We start from the raw sequence: 25227 nt of genomic DNA on the forward strand, positions 1-25227 counted from the left end.
CTTGCGCAGCATGCCGGCTGACGCGGTACCGCTGGAGGCGCTCCCCGAGCTGTCCCGGGCGCGCGTGCAGTGGCTGGGCCTCGCGCTGGGCTGCGCAACGGGCGTGGACTTCGTCGCCACGTCGATGCTCGCCACCGGGACGCTCCACATCCGCGCCGGCATCTACGCCACGCCCGACGACTTCCTGTGGTGCCTGACCGCGTATGCCGGTGCGGCCATCGTCGCCAACCTGCTGACGCGGCGCCTCGCCGACGATCTCAGCTACCGCGGCTTCACGCTGCTCGGCCTCGTCATCGCCTTCGTCGGCTGCCTGCTGTGCGCCGCGTCGTCCAACGTCGTGGAGCTGTCCGCGGCACTGGCGGTGCAGGGGCTGGGCGCCGGCGGGCTGTTCTCGGCGTCGCGCGTGTTGATCCAGCTGATTGCCACGCCGGCGGAGCGCCCACGGCTGCTGACGGGCTTCGTGATTGGCACGATTGGCCTGCCGGCGATTGCGCCCTGGCTGACCGCCACGCTGATGCTCGACACCGGCTGGCGCATGATCTTCCTCGTGCAGGCGCTGCTGGCCGCGCTGACGGCCCTGTTCGTGTTCTGCGTCTACCCGCACCGCGCCCGCCCGCCACGCACGCCGGACCTCGACGACGTGGCCGGCATGGACTGGCTCACCGTGCTGCTGGTCGGCGCCGGCGCGCTGGTGCTGGTGCATGGCCTGGCCTCGCTGCGGCTCTATGCCACCGGCGACTCCCTGCGCGTGGCCGCCGCGCCGCTGGCCGGTCTGGTCGTCGTCGTGCTCGCCTTCATCCGGCTGCACCGCGCGCCGAACGCCTGGCTCAGCCCGCGCCGCCTGAACGGCCGCCGCTACTTCACGGGGCTGGCCTATTACTCGATCTTTGCCTGCCTGAGTGGACTCTGGACCTTTACGGTCTCCAACGTGATGCAGCTCGGCCTCGGTTTCACGTTCGAGACCACCGGCATGGTGCTGACCCTGTCGGCGCTCGGCGGGCTGGTGGCCGGCGTCGCCTTCATGCTGATGGGATCGCGCCTGCCCGGCGCGCGGCGCTACCTGGCGCTCGGCTACGGCATGACGGCGGCGGCGGCGTGGCTGTTCGCCACGCGCCTGTCGGACGGGCTGCCCGTCTCCGCCGTCCTGCCAGCGCTGCTGCTGCAAAGCGTGGCGCTGCCGTTCACGCTGATCCTCGTCGCCAAACTCACCTTCATGGAGACCTCGCTCGAGGACTTCCCCCACGCCTACCAGTTCAAGAACATCCTCCGGCAGGTGGCGTTGATGGGCGGCACCGGACTGGCCGGGCAGTGGCTGCAGGCCGGGGAAGCCGTGGCGCGCACGCACCTCATTGGCCGTGTCACGCCCTACGGGCTGCCCGCCCCGCTCGACGCCACCGCGCTGGCCACGCTGTCGCAGTTAATCGACCAGCAGGCCGTGCTGGTGGCGTCGGCGAACATGCTGGCGGTGGTCGCCGTCATCTGCCTGGGCATCGCTGCCGTCGCCATCTGGCAGCGCGCGCTACGCTAGCGGCCTCTGGTTCGATACCACCTGGCCCTGCCCGGTCCGCGTACGCACGTCTACCGTCACGTACATCGACAACCCCACACGCAGCGGATGGGCGGCGAGTTCCGCCCGGTTCAGCGCGATGCGCACCGGCAACCGCTGCGGCGGCTTGATCCATTGGCAGATGGCGCCGTGGGCGGGTTGCGGCGTGAGCGCCACACCGTTCCTTGCCGAGAATCCGGCCACCGTGCCGTGATAGCGCACCTTCGCGCCATATGCGTCGGCGTACAACGTCACCGGCTGGCCGGCGCGCAGCCGCGCAAGCTGGTGCTTCTTGAACCGCGCATCGACCCACACCGCGTCTGATGGCACGCCCCGCGTGTCCGGGGCAACGATCGCCACCACTGCGCCGGCAGCGCGCGGCGCGGCATCCACGATCTTGCCGGCCACATAAGCGTCATCCGTGGATTCGAAATGGCGCCCCTCGATCCACCAGTGCCCGACAACTGCGGCGAGGCCCGCCATCGCACAGGCAGCGGCGCACGCGGCGGCAAGCGGCCGTCCCGCCGATGAACGCGACTGGATATTCATGACAACTCCTTGAATACGGGAGCAGGACCCCCTCGGAGCGAATTGTTGGCACGCCGGTGCTGCGAGGATGGCGCGTCCGCCGGCTTTTTGTCGATTGGAACGCCGCTAGGGCGGGTGCCTATACCTTCGTGTCACACGCCGCAAACCTGTGGCCGATTGGCGGCATCCGGGCCCGCCCCTACGATGCGAAGACGCCTCCACCTCCCTGACGACCATGCATCCAACCTCCACCCCTCGCGCCGTGATCATCGGCGGCTCTCTCAGCGGCCTGTTCACGGCCCTCTGCCTGCGCGCCATCGGCTGGCACGTGGATGTGTTCGAACGCTCGCCCCAGGCGCTGGACAGCCGGGGCGGCGGCCTCGTCCTGCAGCCCGATGTGGCCGACGCACTCGGCTTTGCCGGCGTGCCGTTGCCCGAGGACTTCGGGGTGCCCTCGGGCGGCCGCATCTTCGTCACGCGTGACGGCGACGTGCGCCGCGTCTACATGCCGCAGACGCAGATCGCCTGGAACGGCCTGTACGGTCACATGCGGCAGGCGCTCGGCCCCCGCGCCGTGCATGCGGGCGAGACCTTCCTGGCGCTGCGCCAGCATGGCGCGCGCGTGACCGCCTGCTTCGCGTCGGGCCGCACGGAGACCGCCGACCTGCTCGTGGCGGCGGACGGGCCGCTCTCCACCGTGCGCGCGCAACTGCTGCCCGGCGCCGCACCGGCCTACGCCGGCTACGCGGCCTGGCGCGGCGTGCTGCCCGAGTCGGCCCTGCCAGACGCCACGCGCCAGCTCCTGCACAACAACTTCGCCTTCGAGGAAGGGCACGGCCACCAGTTGCTGACCTACCTGATTCCCGGCGAGAACGGCGAGACCGCCCCGGGGCAGCGCCGGCAGAACTGGGTCTGGTATCGCCCATTACCAAGCGGCCCGGCGCGCGACGCGGCGCTGCGGGACCGCGTGGGGCACCAGCACCTCCATTCGCTCCCGCCGGGCGTCATGCGCGACGGCGAGATCGATGGCCTGCGCCACGCGGCGGTGCGCGACCTCGCGCCGGACCTCGCCGCGCTGGTCACCGGCACGCCCGATCCCTTCCTGCAACTGATCCACGACTACGAGGCGCCACGCATGGTGTTCGGCCGCGTGGTGCTGACCGGCGACGCGGCCTTCGTCGCACGCCCCCATACCGGCGCCGGCGCGGGCAAGGCGGCCGGCAATGCGGTGGCGCTGGGGCGTGCGCTGCACGCCAACCGCGGTGGCATCGACACCGCGCTGTCCCAGTGGGAGCGCACGCAGCTGCCAGCTGGCGCGCAACTCGTGCGCTGGGGCATGGCACTGGGCACCCGCATCATGGGCCGGCACGACGCCGCCTGACCCCCGGCGCGGTCGACGCGGGCGATGGAGGCGCTGCTATCATGCGCATCCATCACAAGACCCGTACGAGAGACATCGATGAACCGCCTGCCTGCCGTGCCGACCTCCCCCCTGCGGGCCGCCTTGCTGGCTGCCTTGCTCGCCCCGCTGCTCGCCATGTCGATCCCCGGCGCGGCGCTGGCCGAGACGCTGGCCAAGCCCGCGCTGGACCATCTGGTCGCCAGCCAGTCGGCCAAGCCGCCGGCCAGCTTCAACGCCTTCCTGACCGCCGCCGTAAAGACCGAGCCGAAGCTGGCCCCGGCCGTGCGGGCCTACCGGGCGAAGAAGCCGCTCAAGGGCGACAATCTCGTCAACATCGGCCGGCTGCTCGGTGTCTATAACCGGCTCCACAACGAAACCGCCGTGCTGGACAGCATCACCGAGATGGTGGCAATCCGCACCGTGCGCGACGAAAAGGTGCCGCAGCACGAAAACCCCGCCATCATCGCGTTCGGCAAGGTGGTGGAGCGCATGGCCCGGGACTTCGGCCTGACCTATCGCAACGTGGACAACCGCGTGTTCGAGGTGACCCTGCCCGGCACCGGCGCGGACACCTTCGGCATCCTCACGCACGCCGACGTAGTGCCCGTGGTGGCCGACGAATGGGTGCTCGACGATGGCACCAAGCTCGACCCGTTCAAGGTGACCCGCGTGGGCGACTACCTGTACGGGCGCGGCACCATTGACGACAAGGGTTCGATCGCGGCGGCAATGTACGCGATGAAGACCGTGCGCGAGAGCGGCGTGCCGCTGGCCCGCACGATCCGTCTGATGATCGAAACCACCGAGGAAACCGGCGGCGACGGCATGAAGTACTACCAGGCGCACACCACGCTGCCGGCGTACAACATCGTGCTGGACAGCAAGTACCCGGCGGTGGTGGCCGAGAAGGGTTCGGGCGCGCTGACGGTGCGCTTCGCGGACCGGCCGACGGACGGCAAGGCCCCCGCCATCGTGGCAATGGCTGGCGCGGCGTCCGCCAACGCGATTCCGCAGACCGCCACGGCACGCATCACGGGCGGCGATCCGGCCGCCGTGGCTGCCGCGCTGGAGAAGGCGCGCGAGCCGTTCATCGCCCAGCATGCCGCGCAGGGCAAGTTCTCGATCGACGTGACACCGGGCGCCGGCGGCGTGGACGTCAAGGTGACCGGCTCGTCGGCCCATGGCTCCCGGCCCGAAGAAGGCGTGAACCCGGTACCGCGCCTGGCGCTGTTCCTGCAAGGCGCCGGCGTGCCGTTCGCGGACAACCAGTACGCGCGCGCCATCCGCTACCTCGGCGACCTGTACGGCACCGGCTATCTGGGCGAGAAGATGGATGTGGGCTATCGGGACGATTTCATGGGCCCGCTGACGATGTCGCCCACGCTGATCCGCGAGCGCAACGGCAAGCTTGAAGTCACCGCCAACGTGCGTATGCCGCGCGGCGCCACGCCGGACGAACTGCGCGCCCGGGTGGCGACCAGGATCAACGCCTGGGCCAGCGCCACGCAGACGGCGGTCGAGATCCAGCACGACCAGGGCAACTGGATGGCGCGTGACCCCAAGGGCGCCTGGCTCTCTACCCTGCTGAATATCTACGGCGACACCACCGGGCTCGAAGCCAAGCCAGTGCCCACGGCCGGCAGCACCACGGCCAAGCTGATGCCGAACGCCATCAACTTCGGCCCGGCCATGCCCGGCAAGAAGTACACCGCGCACAACGCCAAGGAGTACAAGGAAGTGGCCGACCTGAACCTGGACATGCAGATGTTCACCGAGATGCTGGTCCGCATCGGCAATCTGGACACCATGCAGTAAGCCGGCGCCGGCAGATGCGGGCGGGGCGCGATGCCGCTTCCGCCCCCTGCCGGCTTTTACTCGCTTACAGCCCCAGGTCGCTCAGGCTCGGGTGGTCATCCGGGCGGCGGCCCAGCGGCCAGTGGAACTTGCGGTCCGCCTCGCGCATCGGGGCATCGTTGATGCAGGCAAAGCGCCGCTGCATCAGACCGTTCTGGTCGAATTCCCAGTTTTCATTGCCATACGACCGGTACCAGTTGCCCGAGTCGTCATGCCATTCGTACGCAAATCGCACCGCGATGCGGTTGCCATCGTGCGCCCACAACTCCTTGATCAGCCGGTAATCGAGCTCCTTCTGCCACTTGCGCGACAAAAAGGCCTCGATCGCGGCACGCCCCGTGACGAACTCCGCCCGGTTGCGCCATTGGCTGTCGACGGTATAGGCCAGCGCCACGCGCGCCGGATCGCGACTGTTCCACCCATCCTCGGCCCCCCGGACCTTCTGGGCGGCGCTCTCGCGGGTAAAGGGCGGAAACGGCGGACGGGATTCGGGTTGGGTCGACATCGAAGCTCCTTGAGTATGGGTTGGCTATCGCCGGAATGAGACAGATCTGTCTACTATCGTGAAGTAGACAGATCTGTATGTCAAGGAGATTTTCGGGAGGTGGGCGACCGCGCCCGCCCCCCCTACCGCTTCGTCGCCACCACCTCCAGGTACTCGCTCGGCACCACCATCGAATCCTTGCCGGCCACGTTCAAGCTGTTGAGCAACGTGGTCAGGTCGGCTTCCAGCGCGCTGGCCTTGTCGGCCGGCAGCGAGGCGAACGCCTTGTGGACCGGGCCGTACCACGTGCGGAACACCTCGATAAAGTGCGCCGCCGAGCGATAGCGGAAGTTGAACTGGCGCGCCGTCACGCGGACATCGACCCCATGCGGTGCGAACAGCGTGCGCAGGTGCTCCTCCACCCCCCATTTGGACGGCGGCGACACCCCCGCCGGCGGCGGCACGTAGGCGCCCAGCGTCTTGAACATCTGGCCGACGAAGCCCTGCGGCGTCCAGTTCGCCAGCCCGATGCGGCCGCCGGGCCGGGTCACGCGCGCCATCTCGGCGGCGCACTTGGGCTGGTCCGGGGCGAACATCACGCCGAAGGTGGAGAGCACGGCGTCGAAGCTCGCGTCGTCGAAGGGCAGCGCCTCGGCGTCGGCCTGCTGGAAGGAGACCTCCAGCCGCTCGGCCTTGGCGCGCTCGGCGCCGCGCTCCAGCAGTGCGCCGACATAGTCGGTGGACGTCACGATGCAGCCACGGCGCGCCGCCGCCAGCGTGGCGTTGCCGTTGCCGGCGGCCACGTCGAGCACGCGCTCGTCGCAGCGCAGGTCACAGGCTTCAGCAAGCTGCTCGCCCACGATCTGGAGCGTGGTGCCGATCACGGCATAGTCGCCGCTGGCCCAGGCCACCTGCTGGCGGCCTTTCAGGGCGGCAAGGTCGGGCGAAGTCGCCGGGGCAGCGGCAGCGTCGGGGGTAGTCGTCATGATGGGAGTCTCCTGATTGTGCGCCCGGCAGGTCCGCCGGCTTACGCGCGGGACCGGTTGAACCCGGCCTCACGCGCGAGCACGATGGCCTGCGAGCGGTTTTCCACCTCGAGCTTCGAGAAGATGCTCGTGATGTGGTTGCGCACGGTTTTCTCGCACAGCCCGAGGTAGGCGGCGATCTGTGCGTTGTCGCGGCCCTGCGCGATCAGCACGACAATGTCGCGCTCGCGCCGGGTCAAGGTGTGGAACGCCGGGTCGTCGACCGGCACCGGCGCGGGCAGGAAGGCGCGTACTTCCTCGAGCCAGCGGTCCCATGCCGGCTCCGTCTCCAGCAGCAGGTGGTTGCCGCTCTCCAATGGCACGAAGCGCGCGTTCGGGATCATGCTGGCGATCAGCCGGCCTTCGTCGAACGGCACGCGCGCGTCGCGCACGGCGTGGAGCACCAGCGTGGGGCAGGTCACCAGCGGCAGCAGTTCCACCACATCGATGTCGTTGAAGATGCGCATGAAGCGCGCCGCGTTGGCCGGCGAGGTGGACACGCGCTCCAGCTCGTTGAACCAGCGGTGCTGCTCCGCCGTGCCGCCCGGGATGAACTGGGTGGTGAAGAACTGGCGGAAGGCCGGGTTCTCCTGCCCCCAGCCCAGTTCGGCCAGCCGCGCCATCAGCTCGGCTTCTTCGCGCATCTCGGCCCCGAGGTTGCGCTTGAGGCGCCCCCGGGCGTAGCCGCCGTGCAGCACGAGGTGGCTCACCCGTTCGGGATGCGCCACCGCGTACGCCACGGCGATCGACGCGCCTTGGGAAATGCCCAGCAAGGGGAAATGATCGACGCCGGTGGCGTCCACGATGGTTTCGAGATCACGCAGCCACGCCTCGAAGGACAGGTCCTCCACGTGGCGATCAGAGAGGCCACAGCCGCGTTCGTCGTAGCGCACGAGCGTGTGGTTCTCTGACAGCGCGCACAGCATGTGGCTCCAGACCGGACTCCCCACGTCGAATTCGAGGTGGCTCATCCAGTTGGCGGCCTTCACGAGCGGCGGTCCGCTGCCCGTGATGGCATACGCCAGTCGCACCCGGTCAAGGCTGGTGCAAAGGCGTATCTGCTGCTTCAGCATCGGCATGGTGGGATCGCGCGCGGGACAGGGTACGGCCGGTGCAGGGCGCCGGGGCGATAGCTCACCACGTCCGCTTGGAACGGGCGATTGACTAATCTTAGTCAACGATCCCCAGCGTGCAGGCAAAACCACGGCCAGCTGGCCCCGCGAAGTGCGGAAAGCCAGACGTGGTGCATACCGTGCCCGGCGCATTATCCGCGGTCAGGCGTTGCGCAGCAGACATCCGCCACCGGCAGCGCCCATCCGGGCCCCATCGGTGAACGGGTCGCGCTGACCCATGCGGGCGCCATCGGTGTAGGGGTCGCGCTGATCCATCCGGGCGCCGTCGGTGTAGGGATCCGGCTTGCTGGTGCGCAGGCCGTCCTGGTACGGATCGAACTTGCCGCCCTTGCAGGCAGACATGCCGGCCTGCGCCGCGGTGGTGGTGAAAGAGGAACGATCGCCGCCCAGCCCGGCATACGCCAGGTTGCACAGGCCGATGGCCAGCGAGGAAGCGGTCAAGAGGGTCTTGGCAAGATTCGTGTACATCGCAAACTCCAACTACAACGTCAGGAAGGCGATCACAGCTCAGGATGAAGGAACGGTGTGGGGATCGCCTGAGCCGCACTGCTCCTTGTTCGAGGGGCCGATTGTGGGCAGCGGGGTGCGGGCGAACATGAGGCGGGTGTCCCGGTTTGCGGGATTCGTCAGGGTCTGTGCGGGGGGATTCCGTGGGACAAGGGTCCCGGGCGCGGGTAATTACCGGGGGGTGGCGGAGGCGCTGGCGCGCTTCCGCGGGGGCTTCAGCGAAATGAAGCGGCGAGAAACGGCAGTTAGAGGGTAAGCCCTAAAGCAGGACAACCGCCCCACTCCAAAACCCTCGAAGCGCGCCAAACCCGGGACACCCGTCTCATGTTGGCGGCGCGTGCCGCTGGAATGATCCGCCTACGTCCTGTCAGGCACCTTCTGCATGGACGCCGTTCATTCCAGAGGAGTTTTGCAATGCAAGCCGTATCCCTGTCAGCCGACACCGCCCGCTACGCCCGCTGTATCGCCGCATCCAAGCGCATCCGCTGGGACATCGACCGTGACGTCATCCGCGACCGCACCTTCGACCTCTCCCACAAGTTCCTGCCCGACGGGCTGTCCCTGGCCGACGAACTACCGTTCCTCAGCGCGGCCGAACGCCGCTTCGTGAGCCAGGTGCAGGGCCGCACCTACGCCAATATGTTCGGGCTGGTGGAGCGCTTCGTCTCGGCCAAGGTGGTGGAGCTGACGCAGGCCCACAGCTTTGGCGATCAGGTCGCGCTGGAGGCGCTGGTGCGCTTCACCGACGAGGAACTGAAGCACCAGGAGCTGTTCCGCCGCATCGAGCAACTGGCCGCGCAGGGCATGCCGGCGGGCTACACCTTCGGGGCGGACGCCAACGCCGTGGCTGCCTTCGTGCTCTCCAAGTGCACCTGGGCGGTGCTGGCGCTGACCTGCCATGTCGAACTGCTGTCACAGGCGCACTATCGCGGCAGCATCGGCACCGCGCCGGACCTGTCCGACCTGTTCAAGGACGTGTTCCTGTACCACTGGCGCGAGGAGTCCCAGCACGCCAACCTCGACGAGCTGGAATGGCTGCGCGAAGACGCCCGCATGTGCCGCACCTCGCGTGATGCCGCCATCGACGACCTGATCGCGCTGGTGGGCGCCGTGGACGAGATCCTGCAGGCCCAGGCCACCGCCGACGCGCACTACGTCATGCGCGTGATCCGTGGCACGCCGGACGCCCCGCGCGCCGCCGAGGTGGAAGCCGTGGTGCTCAAGGCGTACCGCTGGACCTACATCGTCTCGGGCATGCTGGAACCGCGCTTCAGCAAGCTGCTGGGCGGGATGGTCGATGCCGGGCAGATGGCGCGCATCGAGGCCGCCATGGGACCGCTGATGTACGCGATGCCCGCCGCCGGCGTGCCGATTCCGGCGATGGCGGCCTGACGGCGGTTCGATGATGGCGGACGGTGGCGTGGGCGGCCTGAGTACCGCCCGCGCCGCCTAGGCCACCGCCTGCATGGTCTGGCCGGCCTGCATGCCCGCCAGGTAGCGATGGATCTGCGCCACGACCGCAGCGCCCTCGCCTACCGCGGCGGCCACGCGCTTGGTCGAGCCCGAGCGCACATCCCCGATCGCGAAGACGCCCGGCACGCTGGTCTCCAGCGTGTAGTCGGCGCGCTCGGTGCAGGACTGGTGGGCTTCATAGCCGGTCAGCACGAAGCCCTTGGGGTCCGTGGTCACGTTGCAGGACCGCAGCCATTCCGTGTTCGGCGCGGCGCCGATAAACAGGAACACGTGGCGCATCGGCCGGGAGATGCAGTCCGGGCCGCAGGAGCGCTCCCTGTAGCGCACCGTGGAGAGCCAGCCCTCGCCCTCCATCGCCGTGATCTGCGCGTGCGTGTGCAGGAAGACATTCGGCAGGCTCTTCAGGCGGTCGATCAGGTAGCGCGACATGGTGGCCTCGAGCCCCTCGCCGCGCACCAGCATATGCACCTCGGCCGCGTGCGAGGCGAGATACACCGCCGCCTGCCCCGCCGAGTTGCCGCCGCCGACCAGCATCGCGTGCTCGTCCTTGCAGAGCTTGGCCTCCACCGGCGACGCCCAGTAATAGACGCCCCGCCCCTCGTACTGATCCAGCGATTCGATCTCCGCGCGCCGGTACTGGGCGCCGCTGGCAATCACCACGGTGCGCGTGGGCACCATGCGGCCATCGGTCAGCTCGATCCGGATCGGGTTCTCGCCGCAATGGAGCGCGCTCACCTCGAGCGGAATCGCCACGTGGGCCCCGAACTTGAGCGCCTGGACGAAGGCCCGCCCGGCCAGCGCCTGGCCCGAGATGCCCGTGGGAAAACCGAGGTAGTTCTCGATCCGGGCGCTCGCGCCGGCCTGCCCGCCCGGGGACCGGCAGTCGATCACGGCCACGGACAGCCCTTCGGACGCGGCATAGACCGCCGTCGCCAGCCCTGCGGGGCCGGCGCCGACCACCACCACGTCATAGATATGGTCCGGCGCGAATTCAGGCACCAAACCGAGGCATGAGGCGAGCTGGCCCTCGTCCGGCGCGCGCAGTATGCCGCCGTCGGGGCAAATCACCATCGGGAAATCGCTCGCGGGCGCGTTGCTGACGTCCAGCAGCGCCATGGCGTCCGGGTCGGTGTCGATATCGACCACCTTGTGCGGATAGCCGTTGCGGCGCAGGAAGGCTTGCAGCGCCAGCAGCAGCGGCTGGGTGCCCTTGCCGACCAGCACCGGGCCGCCGCCGCGCTCGATCAGGCCCACCCGGCGCAGGATCAGCGCGCGCATGATGCGCTCGCCCAGATCCGCCTCGGCCACCAGCAGCGCGCGCAGCCGTTCGGGCGGCACCACCAGCGCGGTGGAGTCCTCCAGCGCCACGGCATCCACCAGCGCCGGCTTGCCGGAGAGCTGGCCCACCTCGGCCAGGAACTGGCCCGGGCCCTCGTCGTTGATCGGGAAACTGTTGCCCAGCCCGTCGCGCTGGATGATCTGGAGCTTGCCGGTCAGGATCAGATGCATGCCCGGCGCCGGGTCGCCGACGCGGAACAGCGTCTGGCCGGCCTTGAACGATTCCACCGCGCCAAAGCGCCGCACGCGCTCGATCTCGGCCGGCGTCAGGGTCGGAAACATCTGGTGCTTGCGGGTCTCCAGCACCGAAAACGGCGCCTCCAGCCCTACCACCGGCTCATGTGCGGCCTGATTGGCGACCTGATCAGCAACCGGGTCCGGACTGGCTTCGGGCTGCGAAGCTCCCTGCGTCATCTCCATGCGACTCCCCTCAATTTCGGTCTAGGTAGGACAGGACTCGACTGCGTACTCGACTGAGATAGTAGCCGGCGTGGCTACGAAACACACATGAAGATTTTAGAAAGCGATGGCCACCGTTGCTTGCCGAATTGCCCGGCGCGCGGCACTTTGCACGGCGGCGTCACCCATGAAAAAACCGACTGGCTTCTAGCGATTTAAATCATGGTGAGAATATTCAGCGCTCGCTACACTGGCCCCGACAACGCCCCCACAGGCTACAGAAGCCAACAAGCAAGGAGACGAGATGTACCGTGATCGCATTCGCCTGGCCGCCCTGCAGGACCGGATCATGTCGGCCGATGCGGCCGCCGCGCTGATCCAGGACGGCATGACGGTCGGCATGAGCGGCTTCACCCGCGCCGGCGACTGCAAGGCCGTGCCCTTCGCCCTGGCCCGCCGCGCCGCCGCCGACCCGCTCCAGATCACGCTGATCACGGGCGCCTCGCTCGGCAACGACATCGACAAGATCCTGGCCGAAAGCAACGTGCTGGCGCGCCGCCTGCCGTTCCAGTCCGACGCCACCCTGCGCCGCAAGATCAACGACGGCGAGGTCATGTTCATCGACCAGCATCTGGGCGAGACCGTGGAGCAGCTGCGCAGCGGCCAGCTCGCCCCGGTGGACATCGCCGTGATCGAAGCCGCCGCCATCACCGAGACCGGCGGCATCGTGCCGACCACCTCGGTTGGCAATTCGGCGAGTTTCGCGATGATGGCCAAGAAGGTCATCGTCGAGATCAACACCAATATGTCGGCCGCGCTGGAAGGGCTGCACGACATCTACTTCCCGGTGCAGCGCCCGTATCGCCAGCCGATTCCGCTGATTGCCGTCGAGCAGCGCATCGGCCTGCCCTATATCCCCGTCGATCCGTCACGTATTGCGGCCATCGTGCTCACCGCGCGCGACGACAGCCCGTCCAACGCGCTGCCGCCCGACGGCGACACGCGCCTGATCGCCGGCCATCTCAACGCGCTGTTCGAGCGCGAGGTGCGCGCCGGGCGGCTCTCCCCGTCGCTCCAGCCCTTGCAGGCCGGCATCGGCACGATTGCCAACGCGGTGCTGCACGGGCTCGTAGATTCGCCATTTCATGACCTGACGATGTACTCGGAGGTCTTGCAGGACAGCACCATCTCGCTGCTCGACGCCGGCAAGCTGCGCTTTGCCTCGGCGTCGTCGATGACGCTGTCCGGGCCGGTCTATCGCCGCGTGCTGGAGGAGATCGACCGCTACAAGTCGCGGCTGGTGCTGCGGCCGCAGGAGATCAGCAACCATCCCGAGGTGCTGCGCCGGCTGGGGTTGATCACCATCAACACCGCGCTGGAGTGCGATATCTACGGCAACGTCAACTCCACGCACGTGGGCGGCACGCACATGATGAACGGCATCGGCGGCTCGGGGGACTTCGCGCGCAATGCCTACCTGTCGGTCTTCGTGACCAAGTCCGTGGCCAAGGACGGGCGGATTTCCAGCATCGTGCCGATGGTCTCCCACGTGGATAACAGCGAGCACGACGTGGACATCCTCGTCACCGAGCACGGCCTGGCCGACCTGCGCGGGCTGGCGCCACGCGAGCGGGCGCTCCAGGTGATCCGCAATTGCGCCGACCCGGCCTACCGCGACGGCCTGCTCGACTATTTCCGCCGGGCCCAGACGCGCGGCGGCCAGACCCCGCACCTGCTGGAAGAGGCGTTTGCGTGGCATCTGAACTATCGCGAGCACGGCACCATGCTGCCGGCATCCCGGGCGACGGCCCTCGAGCCAATCGAAGCCGCGCCGCTGGCGGCCTGACGTTTCTGCACGACCGGGCGGTTTTTACATCCCGCCCGGCTGCCGGCTGCCTCCTACGGGCCTCCCACGGGCCCTTTTCGGCATGGAACGGCACTTGCACCGTGCCGGAAGGTGGCGCGCTCCCGCCACCGCTGGAGACGCCATGCAAGAACCGGTTCGCCTGATCCTGATGTACGGCCTGATCCCGCTCTGGATCCTCGCGGGGCTGGGCGACTGGTGGTTCCATCGGCGCCAGCGCATCGAGATCAACGCGGGCGTCCGGGAATCGGCCCTGCACAGCCTGATGATGGTCCAGGTGGGCGTCCCGGTCCTGCTGGTGCTGTTCTTCGAGGTGAACGCGCTGCTGTTCGCCATCATGATCGTCGCTGTGGTCGTCCACGCGGTCACCGCCTGGGTCGACGTCCGCTACGCGGTGACCCGGCGCACGGTGCCCCCGAACGAGCAGCACATGCACAGCCTGCTGGAGATGCTGCCGATCACGGCCGTGGTCATGCTGGCCGCCGCCCACTGGGACCAGTTCCTGGCGCTGTTCGGCGCCGGCGCCGAGCCGCCCCGCCTCACCCTGACCCCGAAACGCGATCCCCTGCCGTCGTCCTACCTGATCGGCCTGTTCGCTGCGCTCGGCCTGTTCGTGGTGCTGCCTTATGCGGAGGAACTGCTGCGCTGCCTGCGTGCCCAGGCGGCACGCGCCAAGCCCGTGGCGCAGCACACCTAGCCCCGCTCGATGCCGGCGCCGGATGACCGCACCGGCAATGTGCCCTCAGCGCATCGATCGAAAAATTCGGCTAAATTGGCTGCCTTGGTCGTGCAAGCGACCTGAGCCACACACAACGTGAACGGGAGCGCCATGCGCGGTCATCACCTCGTAGGATGGGCACGTGTCGGTCGTCATCCCTAGCCGCCCCGCCGCCAGGTGGCGGGAGTTCGTCCGCTTCCTCGGACCGGCCTACCTCGTGGCCGTGGGCTACATGGACCCCGGCAACTGGGCCACCGACCTCGCGGGCGGTTCCGCCTACGGCTACACCCTGCTCTGGGTCGTGGCGATGTCCAGCCTGATGGCGATGCTGCTCCAGGTGCTGGCCAGCCGGCTCGGGCTGGTCACCGGCATGGATCTGGCGCAGGCGTGCCGGCACGGCGCCTCGCGCTGGTCGGCCTGGTCGCAATGGGTCCTGGCCGAACTGGCGATCTGCGCCACCGATCTCGCCGAAGTCATCGGCACGGCCATCGCCCTCAACCTGCTGTTCAACATCCCCCTGCTGGCTGGCGTGGCGCTGACCGTGCTGGACGTGCTGCTGGTGCTGATCCTGCAGCAGCGCGGCTTCCGGCGGCTGGAAGCCTTCGTCATCAGCATGATTACGCTGGTGCTGCTGTGCTTCGTGGCGATGCTGATCATCGCCGAGCCGTCCTGGTCGGAGGTGGGCTGGGGGCTGCTGCCTTCGCCGCGCTCGCTCACCGACGCCAACGCCGTGGTCATCGCCACGGGCATCATCGGCGCCACGGTGATGCCGCACAACCTCTACCTGCACTCGGCGGCGGTCAAGACGCGCACCGTCGAGGACAATGCGCCGGCGCTGCAACGGGCGCTGCGCTACACGGCCATCGACACGCTGGTGGCACTCGCCATCGCCTTCTTTATTAATAGTGCGATCCTGGTCACGGCGGCCGGCGTGTTCCACCGCAGCGGCCATGCGGAGGTGGCCGAGATCCAGGAGGCCTTCCACCTGCTCTCCCCGCTGACCGGCGCCGCCTGGGCCAGCGTGATCTTCGCCGTGGCGCTGCTGGCCTCGGGGCAAAGCTCGGCCGTGACCGCCACGCTGGCCGGGCAGGTGGTCATGGAGGGTTTTATCCGCACGCGGCTGGCGCCGTGGGCGCGGCGGCTGGTCACGCGCGGCGTGGCCATCGTGCCGGCGCTGATCGTGGCGTGGCTGTATGCCGACAAAGGCGTGGCGCAGCTGCTGATCGCCAGCCAGGTGGTGCTGAGCCTGCAACTGCCGTTCGCGGCGATTCCGCTGGTGCGTTTCACCAGCAGCCGCGCCCGCATGGGCGCCTACGCCAACCCGCGCAGCGTGGTGATCCTGGCCTCGCTGACGGTCGGCATCATCATCGCCATGAACGCGGCCATGCTCGTGCTCACCTTCCGGGAATGGCTGGGTTAAAAAATTTTCGGAAAAGCTGTCACAAGCCGGGTTCACGGTACGTCTTACAGGGAAAGGCAAGCGCAAAGGGCGCACGCCAACTCCCTTGAACTACCGTGAGGAACCATCATGAGTGCATCGCGTATTAACTTCTTCCAGCTCGCCCCGGCCAACCTGAAGGCCATGATCGCGCTGTCGGGTTCGGTCAAGCAAAGCTCGCTGGGCCCGCGTCTGGTGGAGATCGTGCAGTTGCGTGTGTCCCAGATCAACCAGTGCGGCGTCTGCGTGGACATGCACTGGCGCGACCTGATCAAGCAGGGCCTGGACCCGCGCCACGTGAACGCCATCGCCGGCTGGCGTGAAGCCCCCGCCTCGTTCTTCAACGCCCGCGAGCGCGCCGCGCTGGGCTGGGCCGAGGCCGTCAACGCACTGCCCCACCAGGACCTGACCGACGCCGCCTGGCCGGCCCTGCGCGAGCAGTTCAGCGAGCAGGAAATCGCCGAGCTGTCGTACACCATCGCCGCCATCCGAGGCTGGAACGTGATGAACCTGAGCCTGCGCAACCAGATTCCGGAAACGCCGGCTCCCGGCTTCTGATCGGGCTTTTGCTTCTCTAGCGCGCCAGGTTGGACTGCCGCGAGGCGCCGACAGCGGGATTCCGCTGCCGGCGCCTTTTTCGTATTTGGCGTTCGCGTGCCGCGTGCGGTGTCCGCATCATGCTTCGACCCCATCCCCTGCCAGCCGGCCTCTGCAGTCGCGCTAAATTCCTGGCGGTTAATTGCATAACAAGCGCCCGACACTCCCGCACTAACAGACTCTTTCGCTCCCGCCCGGAAGTGGCCTATGCTGTGGCCACTAACAGATCGAGAATCCGGGGAGGATGGCTCCCCGCGCGCCCAGCCATGGAAAAAACAGCATTCGTCTTTGCCGGTGGAGGCAGCCTCGGTGCCATCGAGGTCGGTATGTTGCGGGAACTGGTGAAGTGGGGCCTGGCGCCCGACATGGTGATCGGCGCCTCGGCCGGCGCCATCAACGGCGCGTATTTCGCCTGCCATCCGCACGAGGAAGGCACGGCCAAGCTGGAGAGCCTCTGGCGCGGCATTCGCCGGGCCGAGGTGCTGCCCTGGTCCTGGCGCAGCATGCTCGGCATGCTGGGCGGGCGGCGCGGGCATCTGGTCGAATCGTTCGGCCTCCAGAAGTTACTTTCGCGCCACTTCGGCGAATCCCGGCTCGAACATGCCAGCCTGCCGCTCTATGTGGTGGCGACGGACATGCATACCGGCGACGAAGTGGTGCTGTCCTCGGGCAATATCGTCGATGCGGTGCTGGCCAGCGCGGCCATTCCGGGCGTGTTTCCGCCGGTGCAGGTGGAAGGCCGCGCGCTGATCGATGGCGGCGTGGCCAACAACACGCCCGTTTCCACGGCCGTGCGGCTGGGCGCCACGCGCATCGTGGTGCTGCCGGCCGGCTTCGCCTGCGCCGAGCGCCGCCCGCCGCGCGGCGCCGTGGAACACGCGCTCAATGCGCTGTCCCTGCTGGTGGCGCGGCAACTCGTGCATGACCTGGAGCGCTGGGCCGACCACGCGCATATCGCCGTGGTGCCGCCGCTTTGTCCGCTCGATGTCTCGCCCTATGACTACACGCGCTGCGGCGAGCTGATCGACCGCGCCGCCGAAGCCACCGTGGCCTGGCTGCGTGCCGATGGCCTGAAGAGCCGCCGCGTGCCCGGCGCGCTGGAGCCGCATAGCCACGATGAGTCGTCGCCCAGCTGCAGCGCCGATCTTTCCCCGCCCCCGGAGGCGGACCACATCCACACGCACGCCGCCCCCAGCCACTCGCACAGCCACCCCGGCCACACGCATGGGTGACGGGGTACTGCCGGGCCGGCGCGACTGGATGCGGCGGGATGCGTCCGCCCAGCGCATGGAGCGGATCGAGGCGTTTATCGGCGGCCATGGCTACGACATGCATCGCCACGACACCTACGCGATTGGCCGCACGCTGACCGGCGTGCAGCGCTTTTCCTATCGGCGCGGCGTCTGCAACAGCCTGCCGGGTGGCACCATCGTCCTGCACCCCGACGAGCCGCACGACGGCCAGGCCGGCACCGAGGCCGGCTTCCAGTACCGGATGATCTATGTCGAGCCCGCGCACGTGCAGCGCGCGCTGGGCGGCCGGCCGTTGCCGTTCATCCCGGGCGGCCGATCGGACGACCCCCGGCTGTTCGCCGCCACCGAGACCCTGCTCCGCGCGATGGACAGCCCGATCGACCCGCTCGAGGAAGACGACGCGCTCTACGACCTGGCCCACGCGCTGGCGGCCGTCGCCGGCGGCACTACGCCGGGGCGCTGGCAGGCGCTCGACTACCGTGCCGCCGAGACGGCCCGGACCTTCCTGCTCGACAACGTGGCGCGCATCGTCACGCTGGACGAACTCGAAGCCGCCACCGGCCGGGACCGCTGGCGCCTGTCGCGCGATTTCCGTGGACTGTTCGGCACCAGCCCGTACCGCTACCTGACCATGCGCCGGCTCGACATGGCCCGCCGGTTGATCGTGGCCGGCCAGACCCTGGCCGACGCCGCCGCGTGGGCCGGCTTCACCGACCAGGCCCATATGACGCGGCACTTCGCGCGCACCTTCGGCATCACGCCGGCGCGCTGGCTTCGCACGCTGGGGCGCACGCCGTAGCTGCACGATCGTACAAGACGGCCCGCCCGCCGGCGGCGCATGCTCGGGCCTTCATCCCATCCGAAGGAGCGCCCCATGTCCCCCACTCCCAATCCCACCCCCAATCCCACCCCCTACCGCGCCATCAACTTCGCCGAGAAGCTCGCCCTGTTTTCGGACCACTGGCAGCCGCGCGTGATTGCCGAGATGAACGACTACCAGTTCAAGATCGTCCGCATCGCGGGGGACTTCGTCTGGCACAGCCACGCCGACACCGACGAGACCTTCATCGTGCTGGACGGCCACCTGCGCATCGACTTCCGCGACGGCCACGTGGACCTGCGCGCCGGCGAGATGTACGTGGTGCCGCGTGGCATCGAGCACAAACCGTTTGCCGATGGCGAGGTGCGCATGCTGCTGATCGAGCCGCGCGGCGTGCGCAATACGGGCGACGACGTGGGCGAGCGCACTGCGCAAAACGACGTCTGGATCTGATGGGTGGAGGTTGGTGGGATGTTGGCCCGGCCCCAACCGTTCCTCGCGACGTGTTGGCCCACAACCCCCTGTTTTCCCCGTGAAAGTGGCCCGGCCTGCCCGCCCGGGGCCGAAATGATGGTGGCATGTTCCCTGCGAAAAGGAAGGACGAGCGCGGCGCCGCGATGCTCGTCCCGCAGCACCTTTTCAGCCGGAGCGAAAGCTCCTTTGGAGAACCATCATGAAGATCCCGCCACAGTTGCGCCCCACCGACGCCGCGCCCCTCCACCAGCCTCGCCCTCTTTCGCCTCTCACGCCCCTCGCCCTGCTCTACCGCATGCGTGGCGGCATCCTGCTGCTCCGCGTGCTGGCGCTCTGCGCCCACACGGCGGTGTATGCGCAGCCCGCGCTGGCCCCGGCCCCGGCCGTCACGCCCGAGCAGAAGTTCTCGCCCGGCTATCTCGAAGCGGTGTCCACCGGCTACGAGAACGGCCAGGCGCTGGGCGCTGTCGAAGGCATCGCCCCGGTGCGCGCGACCCGTACCGAGCGGACCGATCCCGCACCGGCAGCACCTTCCACGCCGATGATCCCGGCTGCCGTGCTGGCCCATCCGCCGGGCTCGCTGCGCCGTGTGACGGCCCATTAACCCGTCCCGGTTGCTCCCCTCCTGCTGCCGAGCAGTCTTTACACGCGCCCGCGCAAGGCTTGCATGGGCGTGAAGCGCACCCGCAGCACCCTAAATCCCGCAAGGCCAGCCCTGACAAGGGCCAGCCGGCGCGGTACGAATCTTGCCCCTCTTCTGGATTGCCAGTAATGGCACACCCGCAACTTCAGGAGATCAGCAATGGGCGACCACAACACCGAGCGTTATCGCCGGGGCCAGACCTGGCGGGCCTTTGAAAATGTCCGCGACGACGACGCTTACGATCCATGGCGCGACGATGCATGGAGCGACAACCGGGGGCTGCGTGCGCGCGATCAGGACTGGCAGCCCGAGTCCGCCAGCGATGAATGGGACGATGCCCGCCGGCGCCAGCGCCTGACCCCGGGACAAACCAGCGACGGCGCCCCGCCCCGCAGCGGCTATGCCGGCGCCTACCGGGACAGCGGCCAATGGCAGGGCAGCAACCTGCGCTACGGGCTCAACGGCGGCTACGCCAGCAGCGACTCGCCGGAAGACGACGCCCAGCGCCGCCAGCAGGCGTACCGCAGCCGCCGCCAGGCCAGCGAGTTTGGCGACTATGGGGACTTCGAGGACTACGGCGGCCCGCAAGGCAATCGCGGCAACCGAGGCTATCAAGGCAATCAGGAAGCACGCGGCTACGGCGGCGAGCGCGGATGGGAACAGGGTCGGGGTCAACGCGACTATCAGCAAGGGCAGCAAGGTCAGCGCGGCCAGCAGGGCTTCGGCAGCGCCGATCAGCAATGGCTGCGCCGCGCCCAGCAGCGCGAACCCTGGCAGGCCGGCGGGTCCGGGCATGACGCCTACTTCAACGACCTGCGCAGCGACACCCGCTACTGGACCGAGCCACGCGACGAGTGGGGAGAATCCCGCCCCTCGGGTGGGTCTGACCGCTACGCCGGCCGCCAGCCCTACGCCCAGTCCTACGGGCGCGACTACCCTGGCACCAGCGCCGGCACCAGCGGCTACGACGAGGAACTCGGCTACCGCTCGCCACGGCGCTGGTCGGACGATGACGATGACCGCGATCAAGGCGAGGAGCACGGCGCGCTCTACAATCTCGGCCACCGGATCGGCGAAGCCGTCAGCAACTTCTTCGGCCACAACGACGATGACATCGACAAGCGCAACGTCCCGCGCGGCTACACCCGCACCGACGAGCGCATTCGCGACCAGATCTGCGAACGGCTGACCTTTACCAGCGGCGTGGATGTGGGCGAAGTCAGCGTCGACGTGGACAAGGGCAAGGTCACGCTATCCGGCACCGTCCATCAGCGGAGCCAGAAATATGCCATCGAGGACATCGCCGATAACACGTTCGGCGTTACCGAAGTCGAAAACAACATCCGCGTCGAGAAGCGCGAAGCGCCCGCCGGCGGCACCAGCGCCGGCTCCAACGGCTGGTGAGTCCATCCCCACCGGCCGGAGCCACCCATGCTGACGCGCCCGGCCGGCCAGCCCCAACCCCAACCGCAGCCCCAGCCACGCTCCTACGCCGGCTGGCTGTGGCTGGCTGCGCTGCTGGCGGCGGGCGCGCTGGGCTGGCCCTACGTCAAACCCTATATAGATAATGCGCTGTACGCGGTGCGGCTGGCATCGATGCCGGCGCCCACCGCGCTGGCGATGCCGGTGCAGGGCGTGGCCCAGCGCGGGCTGCGGGACACCTGGCACGGGGCGCGCTCCGGCGGGCGCAAGCACGAAGGCATCGACATCTTTGCCGCACGCGGCACGCCGGTGCTGGCCGCCACGGAGGGCATCGTCTCGCGCGTGGGCACCAACAGCCTGGGCGGCAAGGTGGTCTGGGTGCTCGGGCCGGGTCGTCAGATGCACTACTACGCGCATCTGGATGACTATGCCGATGTGAGCATCGGCGACCGCGTGGCGCCGGGCGCAGTGCTCGGCTACGTCGGCACCACCGGCAACGCGCGCGGCACACCGCCGCACCTGCATTTCGGCGTCTACACCGGGACCGGGGCGATCAACCCCTATCCGTTGCTGCGCGCCCCGCCCGTGCCAACTTCCCCGCCATCCTCCTGATCAAGCCGCCAGCCGGAACACGCTGACGCTCTGCTCCATGCGCAGCGCCTGTTCCTGCAGCGCCTCGGCGGCGGCGGCGGCTTCCTCGACCAGCGCGGCGTTCTGCTGCGTGACCTGATCCATCTGCGTCACCGCCTGATTCACCTGCGTGATGCCGCCGCTTTGCTCGTGGGAGGCGCGGCTGATCTCGTCCATCATCGTCGTCACGCGCTGCACGGCCGTGACGATGCGCTCCATGGTCGCGGCGGCCTCCCCGGCCAGCGCCGTGCCCGCCGTCACCCGGCTGGTCGACTGCGAGATCAGCGCGCGGATCTCCTTCGCCGAATGGCCGGCGCGCTGGGCCAGCGTGCGCACCTCGCTGGCCACCACGGCGAAGCCCCGGCCCAGTTCCCCCGCGCGCGCCGCCTCCACGGCCGCGTTCAGCGCCAGGATATTGGTCTGGAAGGCGATGCTGTCGATCACGGCGATGATCTCGACAATCCGCTTCGAATCCGCCTCGATCTCGCCCATGGTCTCGCGCACGCGCGACACCGACTCCCCGCCCGCCACCGCAATCGCCGACGCCTCCGCCGCCAGCGCGCTGGCCTCATCGGCGTTGCCCGCGTTCTGCTGGACGATGGCGGTCAGCTCCTCCATGCTCGCGGCGGTCTGCTCCAGCGACGACGCCTGCTCCTCCGTGCGCTGCGACAGATCGGCATTGCCCTGCGCGATCTGCCCCGCCGCCACCAGCACGTTCTGCGCGCCGTCCTTGGTCTCGCCGATGATGCCGCGCCACGTCTCCACCATCGACATCAGGTGCCGTTTGACGTCGCTCAACTCGTCCCGGCCATGGGCGTCGATGCGCACGGTGAGGTCGCCGGCGTTGATGCGCGCCACCAGCGTCGCCACGTCCTGCACATCGGTGCGCATGCCCTGGCTGAAGCCGGCAAACAGGTAGAGCGCGCCGCCCACCGTGACCAGCGCGATGACGACCAGCAGCACCAGCTGGCGCTGCTCGGCGGCCACGCGCTGGGCCAGCATCTCGCCCGTCAGCGCGGCGAACTCCTGATTGAGCGCCGACACCGCCTCGATCGCCGCCGTGCCTTCGGAAAAATACGACTTCGCATCGATCGTGATGCCGCTGGAACCCAGCATGCTCACCTTGAGCGTGCGGTAGAAGTTGTCCATCGCGGCCAGCTTGGCGGTGGCGGCTTCCATGCGGTCCTTGAAGGCCGGCGCGCCGCGCTCGGCACGGGCGATGTCGCGCCGCACGGCTTCCAGGCCGTCCTGGATCTGCTCGGCCAGCGCGGCGAGATCGGCCTGCTGGGCTGCATCGGAATAGCCGCCCTGCGCGATGATGCCCGCGCCCCGGCCACGCGCCAGCGCGCTCAGCTCGGCCAGCTTCGGCATCGGGCCGACCATCAGGTTGATCAGGTAATAGGAGCCGGCGTCCGGGTCGAGCGCCAGCGAAGAGCGGTCCGCCACATCGCCAATAAACAGCCGCGTCTGCTTGACCAGCGCGGTATGGCGCTCGAACAGCGGCGCGGCGGGGGTTTCCAGACCGAGCTTGCGGATCTGCGCCCAGGCTTCGTCGAGCTTGGCCGCATCCTGCGTGACGTTGAACGATGTCACGCGCGCCACCTCGGCGCGCAGTGCGCTGAGATGCCCATCGGCCTTGCCGTTGGCGGCATCGAAGGTCGGCCGGAAGGTGGCGTTGCCGAGCAGCAGCCCATTGGCGGCGCCCCGGCGCACCTGCGTCTCGCGCATGAAGTCGAGCGCGCGGCCGACCAGCGTCAGGCCGCGCTGTTCATCCTGCGTGGCACGGATCGACTGTACCGACTGATTCAGCACCGCAACCAGCGCGCCGCAGAGCGGAATCAGGAACAGGATGGTCAGCAGCACCAGCTTGCGCGTGATCGTGAGACGCGCCATCAGATGCTTTGCAGGGGTGAGGAAAGCGGTCACGGGGCTCCTTGATGTCGAGGACTGATTTCACGCTGTATCGGTCCCGATTCGAAGGAATAAAGCCACTTTCCCCGCTATTTTTCGCACTGCACAAACACGGTGCCGCCGCCGCACGCGCACGGTGCGCAAAGCACGGCGGCGGGGCGAAAATCAGGCCGTGGCGCCGCCGTCGAGGCCGATCACCTGACCCGTGATGTAGCGGCCCGCCGGCGAGGCGAGCAGCACGGCCAGACCGGCTACGTCACTCGCCTCAGCGATGCGCCGCATCGGGATGGCACCGCTCAGGGCCTTCTCGCGCTCGGGATCCCCCCACAGCGCGTCGCGCGAAAAATCGGTGCGCACCGGGCCCGGGTTGATGCTGTTCACGTTGATGTTGTGCGGCGCCAGCGTCAGCGCGAAGTTGCGCATCACGGCGTCGATGGCGCCCTTGGAGACGCTGTACAGCGGCAGGAAGGCCGAACCGCGGCGGCCGGCGATGCTCGACATGAAGACGATCGAGCCATCGCGGCGTTCGATCATCTGCGGTGCGAGTGCGTTGACCAGCACAAAATTGCCGCGCACGTTGCCGGCCATCACGTCATCGAACTCTTTCTCGCCCTGCTCCAGCATCGAGCCGACCACGCCGCTGGCGGCGGCGTTGAGCAGGAGGGCATCCACGCGGCCGAAGGTGGACAGCACCTTGTCGGCAAAGGCGCGCACGCTGACGAGGTCGGCGATATCGCAGGGGATGCCGGTGGCGTCGATGCCTTCGGCCTTCAAGGTGGCCGCCACGCGCTCGGACACCGCGCCATCGCGGCCCGAGACCACCACACGGGCGCCTTGCTGGCCCAGCGCGCGGGCCATCTCGAGCCCCATGCCTTTGGTGGAGCCGGTAATCACCGCGACGCGGCCGGACAGGTCGAACAGTTTGGACATAGCAGGAATCTCCTTGGATCGATGGGACGACATGACAACAACGATGCCAGCCACTTATCTTAAATGATGATCAGCATCTATTGAATAAAGTATGGACGTCATCTAAACTGCGGTCAAGGCAAGTTTCAGTCAGATTTCCAGAGGGAGGCGTCAGATGGCGCGCGCATCACGAGCAGTGGCCAGCCAGCACAAGGTGGCCATCGAAGAAGCATCGGCAAAGTTGATCCGGGAACGCGGACCGCACGCAGTCAGTGTGGCAGAAATCATGGCGAATGCCGGGCTGACCCACGGCGGCTTCTACGGCCATTTCGCGTCGAAGGACGACCTCGTGGCCGTGGCCTGCCGGCGCGCGTTCGAAGAAGGCGACCAGCGCTGGGACCGGCGCATCGCCAGCGCGGACGGCGACCGCCAGGCCGCCCGGCGCGCGCTGGTGGCGGCCTACCTCACCCCCGTGCACCGCGACCACGCCGCCGAGGGCTGCGCCGCCGCCGCGCTGGCCGCCGATGTGGCGCGCGAGGATGCCGACAAACCCGTGCGCCCCGTGTACCGCGAAGGGCTCTCGGCGCTGATCGACAAATGGCGCTCGACTGCCCCGGCCGACCTGCCCGAAGCCGACGCCCGCCAGCAGGCGCTGGTGGAGGTGTCGGCCATGGCCGGCGCGCTGATGCTGGCCCGTGCCACGACCGGCGACCCGCTCTCCGAGGCAATCCTCGATGCCACGCGTGCGTGGCTGCTGGGCGCGGATGTTGACGAACCGGCCGCCGAGCCTGCCCCCGAACCCGCTGCCGGCTGAGGCCGGCGCGGACACCTTTTCTCCACACATCCGACCCACCCAAAC

23 protein-coding genes are annotated in these 25227 nt (G+C 68.5%); 15 read left to right on the forward strand and 8 right to left on the reverse strand.

Translation table 11 applies throughout. From position 1 onward, the window contains the following. The first annotated feature begins 10 nt into the window (after positions 1-10). Positions 11-1528: an MFS transporter gene (locus tag AC1DFU_RS08840; RefSeq protein ID WP_441592765.1), complete on the forward strand. Its 1518-nt coding sequence runs from the start codon at positions 11-13 to the stop codon at positions 1526-1528. On the opposite strand, the gene AC1DFU_RS08845 is transcribed toward AC1DFU_RS08840, so the two are convergent. Then, on the reverse strand, positions 1520-2095 hold the full coding sequence (locus AC1DFU_RS08845) for an HlyD family secretion protein (RefSeq protein ID WP_441592766.1): 576 nt from the start codon (positions 2093-2095) through the stop codon (positions 1520-1522). The genes AC1DFU_RS08840 and AC1DFU_RS08845 overlap by 9 nt on opposite strands. 214 nt (positions 2096-2309) lie before the next feature. Here AC1DFU_RS08845 and AC1DFU_RS08850 point away from each other — a divergent pair, with 214 nt between their 5' ends. Beyond that, the gene (locus tag AC1DFU_RS08850) at positions 2310-3455 is read left to right on the forward strand and encodes an FAD binding domain-containing protein (RefSeq protein WP_441592767.1); all 1146 of its coding nucleotides are present in this window, start codon (positions 2310-2312) and stop codon (positions 3453-3455) included. A 78-nt stretch (positions 3456-3533) separates the two neighbouring features. Next, positions 3534-5291, forward strand: coding sequence for a dipeptidase (locus AC1DFU_RS08855; RefSeq protein ID WP_441592768.1), 1758 nt, complete (start codon positions 3534-3536; stop codon positions 5289-5291). Positions 5292-5355: 64 nt separating this feature from the next. Here the strand turns inward: AC1DFU_RS08855 and AC1DFU_RS08860 are convergent, their stop codons facing one another. The 4 genes from AC1DFU_RS08860 to AC1DFU_RS08875 all read right to left on the reverse strand — a co-directional run bounded on the left by AC1DFU_RS08860 (position 5356) and on the right by AC1DFU_RS08875 (position 8440). Continuing rightward, entirely contained in the window at positions 5356-5835 is a 480-nt protein-coding gene (locus AC1DFU_RS08860) for a nuclear transport factor 2 family protein (protein ID WP_092294806.1), read from the reverse strand. A gap of 122 nt (positions 5836-5957) precedes the next feature. Continuing rightward, complete coding sequence (locus AC1DFU_RS08865) at positions 5958-6800, reverse strand: class I SAM-dependent methyltransferase (protein WP_092294803.1); 843 nt, start codon at positions 6798-6800, stop codon at positions 5958-5960. Between the two features lie 41 nt (positions 6801-6841). After that, positions 6842-7918, reverse strand: coding sequence for an alpha/beta fold hydrolase (locus tag AC1DFU_RS08870; RefSeq protein ID WP_092294801.1), 1077 nt, complete (start codon positions 7916-7918; stop codon positions 6842-6844). A 195-nt stretch (positions 7919-8113) separates the two neighbouring features. Then, a complete protein-coding gene (locus AC1DFU_RS08875; protein ID WP_092294799.1) occupies positions 8114-8440 on the reverse strand; it encodes a hypothetical protein in 327 nt (108 codons plus the stop codon). 453 nt (positions 8441-8893) lie between these two features. On the opposite strand from AC1DFU_RS08875, the gene AC1DFU_RS08880 reads away from it, so the two are divergent. After that, entirely contained in the window at positions 8894-9871 is a 978-nt protein-coding gene (locus tag AC1DFU_RS08880; protein WP_441592769.1) for a hypothetical protein, read from the forward strand. A gap of 57 nt (positions 9872-9928) precedes the next feature. Here AC1DFU_RS08880 and AC1DFU_RS08885 read toward each other — a convergent pair whose 3' ends face one another. Continuing rightward, positions 9929-11710 (reverse strand): FAD-dependent oxidoreductase, encoded by a 1782-nt coding sequence (locus AC1DFU_RS08885; protein WP_092294795.1) that lies wholly within the window; start codon positions 11708-11710, stop codon positions 9929-9931. A 283-nt stretch (positions 11711-11993) separates the two neighbouring features. On the opposite strand from AC1DFU_RS08885, the gene AC1DFU_RS08890 reads away from it, so the two are divergent. The 10 genes from AC1DFU_RS08890 (at position 11994) to AC1DFU_RS08935 (ending at position 21530) form a co-directional block, all read left to right on the forward strand. Further along, positions 11994-13535, forward strand: coding sequence for an acetyl-CoA hydrolase/transferase family protein (locus AC1DFU_RS08890; RefSeq protein WP_441592771.1), 1542 nt, complete (start codon positions 11994-11996; stop codon positions 13533-13535). Positions 13536-13677: 142 nt separating this feature from the next. Continuing rightward, on the forward strand, positions 13678-14250 hold the full coding sequence (locus tag AC1DFU_RS08895; RefSeq protein WP_441592772.1) for a diguanylate cyclase: 573 nt from the start codon (positions 13678-13680) through the stop codon (positions 14248-14250). A gap of 163 nt (positions 14251-14413) precedes the next feature. After that, a complete protein-coding gene (locus tag AC1DFU_RS08900) occupies positions 14414-15691 on the forward strand; it encodes an Nramp family divalent metal transporter (protein WP_092294789.1) in 1278 nt (425 codons plus the stop codon). A gap of 108 nt (positions 15692-15799) precedes the next feature. Then, complete coding sequence (locus tag AC1DFU_RS08905) at positions 15800-16267, forward strand: carboxymuconolactone decarboxylase family protein (RefSeq protein ID WP_149138057.1); 468 nt, start codon at positions 15800-15802, stop codon at positions 16265-16267. Positions 16268-16572: 305 nt separating this feature from the next. Next, the gene (locus AC1DFU_RS08910) at positions 16573-17538 is read left to right on the forward strand and encodes a patatin-like phospholipase family protein (RefSeq protein ID WP_092294785.1); all 966 of its coding nucleotides are present in this window, start codon (positions 16573-16575) and stop codon (positions 17536-17538) included. Further along, complete coding sequence (locus AC1DFU_RS08915; RefSeq protein WP_441592773.1) at positions 17531-18358, forward strand: AraC family transcriptional regulator; 828 nt, start codon at positions 17531-17533, stop codon at positions 18356-18358. The genes AC1DFU_RS08910 and AC1DFU_RS08915 overlap by 8 nt, the downstream gene beginning before the upstream one ends. A gap of 75 nt (positions 18359-18433) precedes the next feature. Further along, complete coding sequence (locus AC1DFU_RS08920; RefSeq protein ID WP_092294781.1) at positions 18434-18832, forward strand: cupin domain-containing protein; 399 nt, start codon at positions 18434-18436, stop codon at positions 18830-18832. 220 nt (positions 18833-19052) lie between these two features. Further along, on the forward strand, positions 19053-19457 hold the full coding sequence (locus AC1DFU_RS08925) for a hypothetical protein (protein WP_441592774.1): 405 nt from the start codon (positions 19053-19055) through the stop codon (positions 19455-19457). A gap of 198 nt (positions 19458-19655) precedes the next feature. Then, positions 19656-20900 carry a BON domain-containing protein gene (locus AC1DFU_RS08930; RefSeq protein WP_441592775.1) on the forward strand — a complete coding sequence of 415 codons (1245 nt, stop codon included), beginning with the start codon at positions 19656-19658 and terminating at the stop codon, positions 20898-20900. A 27-nt stretch (positions 20901-20927) separates the two neighbouring features. Then, positions 20928-21530 (forward strand): M23 family metallopeptidase, encoded by a 603-nt coding sequence (locus AC1DFU_RS08935; protein ID WP_441592776.1) that lies wholly within the window; start codon positions 20928-20930, stop codon positions 21528-21530. Here the strand turns inward: AC1DFU_RS08935 and AC1DFU_RS08940 are convergent, their stop codons facing one another. Both AC1DFU_RS08940 and AC1DFU_RS08945 read right to left on the reverse strand, forming a co-directional pair. Beyond that, a complete protein-coding gene (locus AC1DFU_RS08940; RefSeq protein ID WP_092294775.1) occupies positions 21531-23441 on the reverse strand; it encodes a methyl-accepting chemotaxis protein in 1911 nt (636 codons plus the stop codon). Between the two features lie 183 nt (positions 23442-23624). Further along, on the reverse strand, positions 23625-24389 hold the full coding sequence (locus AC1DFU_RS08945) for an SDR family NAD(P)-dependent oxidoreductase (protein ID WP_092294773.1): 765 nt from the start codon (positions 24387-24389) through the stop codon (positions 23625-23627). Between the two features lie 154 nt (positions 24390-24543). On the opposite strand from AC1DFU_RS08945, the gene AC1DFU_RS08950 reads away from it, so the two are divergent. Then, on the forward strand, positions 24544-25182 hold the full coding sequence (locus tag AC1DFU_RS08950) for a TetR/AcrR family transcriptional regulator (RefSeq protein ID WP_441592777.1): 639 nt from the start codon (positions 24544-24546) through the stop codon (positions 25180-25182). Positions 25183-25227: the final 45 nt, after the last annotated feature.

The organism is Cupriavidus sp. 10L45, from assembly GCF_056395225.1.

Coding starts and splice junctions, on each gene's coding strand:
- AC1DFU_RS08840 (WP_441592765.1), top strand. CDS start 11: ATGCCGGCTGACGCGGTACCGCTGGAGGCGCTCCCCGAGCTGTCCCGG.
- AC1DFU_RS08845 (WP_441592766.1), bottom strand. CDS start 2,095: ATGAATATCCAGTCGCGTTCATCGGCGGGACGGCCGCTTGCCGCCGCG.
- AC1DFU_RS08850 (WP_441592767.1), top strand. CDS start 2,310: ATGCATCCAACCTCCACCCCTCGCGCCGTGATCATCGGCGGCTCTCTC.
- AC1DFU_RS08855 (WP_441592768.1), top strand. CDS start 3,534: ATGAACCGCCTGCCTGCCGTGCCGACCTCCCCCCTGCGGGCCGCCTTG.
- AC1DFU_RS08860 (WP_092294806.1), bottom strand. CDS start 5,835: ATGTCGACCCAACCCGAATCCCGTCCGCCGTTTCCGCCCTTTACCCGC.
- AC1DFU_RS08865 (WP_092294803.1), bottom strand. CDS start 6,800: ATGACGACTACCCCCGACGCTGCCGCTGCCCCGGCGACTTCGCCCGAC.
- AC1DFU_RS08870 (WP_092294801.1), bottom strand. CDS start 7,918: ATGCCGATGCTGAAGCAGCAGATACGCCTTTGCACCAGCCTTGACCGG.
- AC1DFU_RS08875 (WP_092294799.1), bottom strand. CDS start 8,440: ATGTACACGAATCTTGCCAAGACCCTCTTGACCGCTTCCTCGCTGGCC.
- AC1DFU_RS08880 (WP_441592769.1), top strand. CDS start 8,894: ATGCAAGCCGTATCCCTGTCAGCCGACACCGCCCGCTACGCCCGCTGT.
- AC1DFU_RS08885 (WP_092294795.1), bottom strand. CDS start 11,710: ATGGAGATGACGCAGGGAGCTTCGCAGCCCGAAGCCAGTCCGGACCCG.
- AC1DFU_RS08890 (WP_441592771.1), top strand. CDS start 11,994: ATGTACCGTGATCGCATTCGCCTGGCCGCCCTGCAGGACCGGATCATG.
- AC1DFU_RS08895 (WP_441592772.1), top strand. CDS start 13,678: ATGCAAGAACCGGTTCGCCTGATCCTGATGTACGGCCTGATCCCGCTC.
- AC1DFU_RS08905 (WP_149138057.1), top strand. CDS start 15,800: ATGAGTGCATCGCGTATTAACTTCTTCCAGCTCGCCCCGGCCAACCTG.
- AC1DFU_RS08910 (WP_092294785.1), top strand. CDS start 16,573: ATGGAAAAAACAGCATTCGTCTTTGCCGGTGGAGGCAGCCTCGGTGCC.
- AC1DFU_RS08915 (WP_441592773.1), top strand. CDS start 17,531: ATGGGTGACGGGGTACTGCCGGGCCGGCGCGACTGGATGCGGCGGGAT.
- AC1DFU_RS08920 (WP_092294781.1), top strand. CDS start 18,434: ATGTCCCCCACTCCCAATCCCACCCCCAATCCCACCCCCTACCGCGCC.
- AC1DFU_RS08925 (WP_441592774.1), top strand. CDS start 19,053: ATGAAGATCCCGCCACAGTTGCGCCCCACCGACGCCGCGCCCCTCCAC.
- AC1DFU_RS08930 (WP_441592775.1), top strand. CDS start 19,656: ATGGGCGACCACAACACCGAGCGTTATCGCCGGGGCCAGACCTGGCGG.
- AC1DFU_RS08935 (WP_441592776.1), top strand. CDS start 20,928: ATGCTGACGCGCCCGGCCGGCCAGCCCCAACCCCAACCGCAGCCCCAG.
- AC1DFU_RS08940 (WP_092294775.1), bottom strand. CDS start 23,441: ATGGCGCGTCTCACGATCACGCGCAAGCTGGTGCTGCTGACCATCCTG.
- AC1DFU_RS08945 (WP_092294773.1), bottom strand. CDS start 24,389: ATGTCCAAACTGTTCGACCTGTCCGGCCGCGTCGCGGTGATTACCGGC.
- AC1DFU_RS08950 (WP_441592777.1), top strand. CDS start 24,544: ATGGCGCGCGCATCACGAGCAGTGGCCAGCCAGCACAAGGTGGCCATC.